Origin of the sequence: Bacillus sp. JJ634, assembly GCF_036962285.1 — a bacterium.
Taxonomy (GTDB): Bacteria; Bacillota; Bacilli; order Bacillales; family DSM-1321; genus Peribacillus; species Peribacillus asahii_A.
On the sequence record NZ_JBALMU010000214.1, the window covers coordinates 1 to 1,063 of the forward strand.

General features: G+C 38.2%; 2 protein-coding genes. Both read right to left on the bottom strand.

Translation table 11 applies throughout. The annotated features are described in order from the left end of the window. Positions 1–45 precede the first annotated feature (45 nt). On the bottom strand, positions 46–390 hold the full coding sequence (locus tag V7068_RS22105; RefSeq protein WP_499714573.1) for a type I restriction-modification enzyme R subunit C-terminal domain-containing protein: 345 nt from the start codon (positions 388–390) through the stop codon (positions 46–48). Positions 391–402: 12 nt separating this feature from the next. Continuing rightward, positions 403–750 (bottom strand): hypothetical protein, encoded by a 348-nt coding sequence (locus tag V7068_RS22110; RefSeq protein WP_499714574.1) that lies wholly within the window; start codon positions 748–750, stop codon positions 403–405. Positions 751–1,063: the final 313 nt, after the last annotated feature.

Below are 1,063 nucleotides of genomic sequence, written 5' to 3' on the forward strand. Positions count from 1 at the left end.
CCTCTTATATTATTTTTCTCTAAAAACGTAGTCCCTGAGAAGGGACTACGATATATCCTCCGCATTCCGATTTATCCGATCAATAATATCTAAAATCCCGCGCGCTTTTGGCAGCTGGTCTTTGAACACAACCATGATCCCACCAGTTGAACTAAATGGATCTTGCTGCAATGCTTGGCGTTCTAATGTGCCGTTCTTGACGATGTAATCGATAATCAACTCCACGAATTGCGTTTGCTGTAATGTTAATTGTTGTTCACTAATAAACGCTGAAAATGCTTCGACAGCAGCCTGTCTGTCTAGACCTACGATTTTACGAACAAGTTTTGTCACAGGTGTATCTCCGTAATCTTTTTCGTACTGTTCTTTTGAGCCAAGTTCGTTCCACAAAATTTGCTCTAATTACTTCACATCTTGCTTTGTTAACGGCTTATTGTTACGTAGTTTATAAATCGCTAACGTATCCTCGTGCTGATGTTCTTTCAAATAATGCTCGACCTTTTTACGATAGCTTTTCAGATAGTTTACATTTAAAATCGACTTATTTTCTGCAACAGTCATCACTTCGTCTTGGAAGTCTGTGTAGTAAATTTTTTGGTTTGAACGCTCGATATAGCGAATTAAATCACGTAGCGCTACACGAACCTTTTCTAAATCAGCAAGTGATGCCTCTGCCCAGAATTCTGTAGTACATACATCACCGATTACATCTTTTTGTGCAAGTACTTGCGGGATTGTGCCGAGCTTCATGATTAAACGGTCGAAGCTGCAGATAATTCCGAATAAGAAAAAAATGCTATTTGGTTGTTCCTATTTCATTGTACCGTTTTTCACTCGTCTTTGATAGTCCTAGGCAAAGCGTGCTTTTTTCGCAATATGTACGACAATCACTTCTAGAACCTCAACAACACAAATAAAATATTCATTTTTAGATAAATTACCCATTCCTCGAATCGTTCCCTTACCTCAATTTGACTAGATGACATGCTATTCCGAGTGGTCAGTGCTTCTCTACTATTAAAGAAACGACAGATAAACCCATTTCAAATTTCTTTCTTAATCC

Excerpts from the sequence above, each read along its gene's own strand:
- V7068_RS22110 (WP_499714574.1), bottom strand. The coding sequence starts at position 750 with ATGAAGCTCGGCACAATCCCGCAAGTACTTGCACAAAAAGATGTAATC.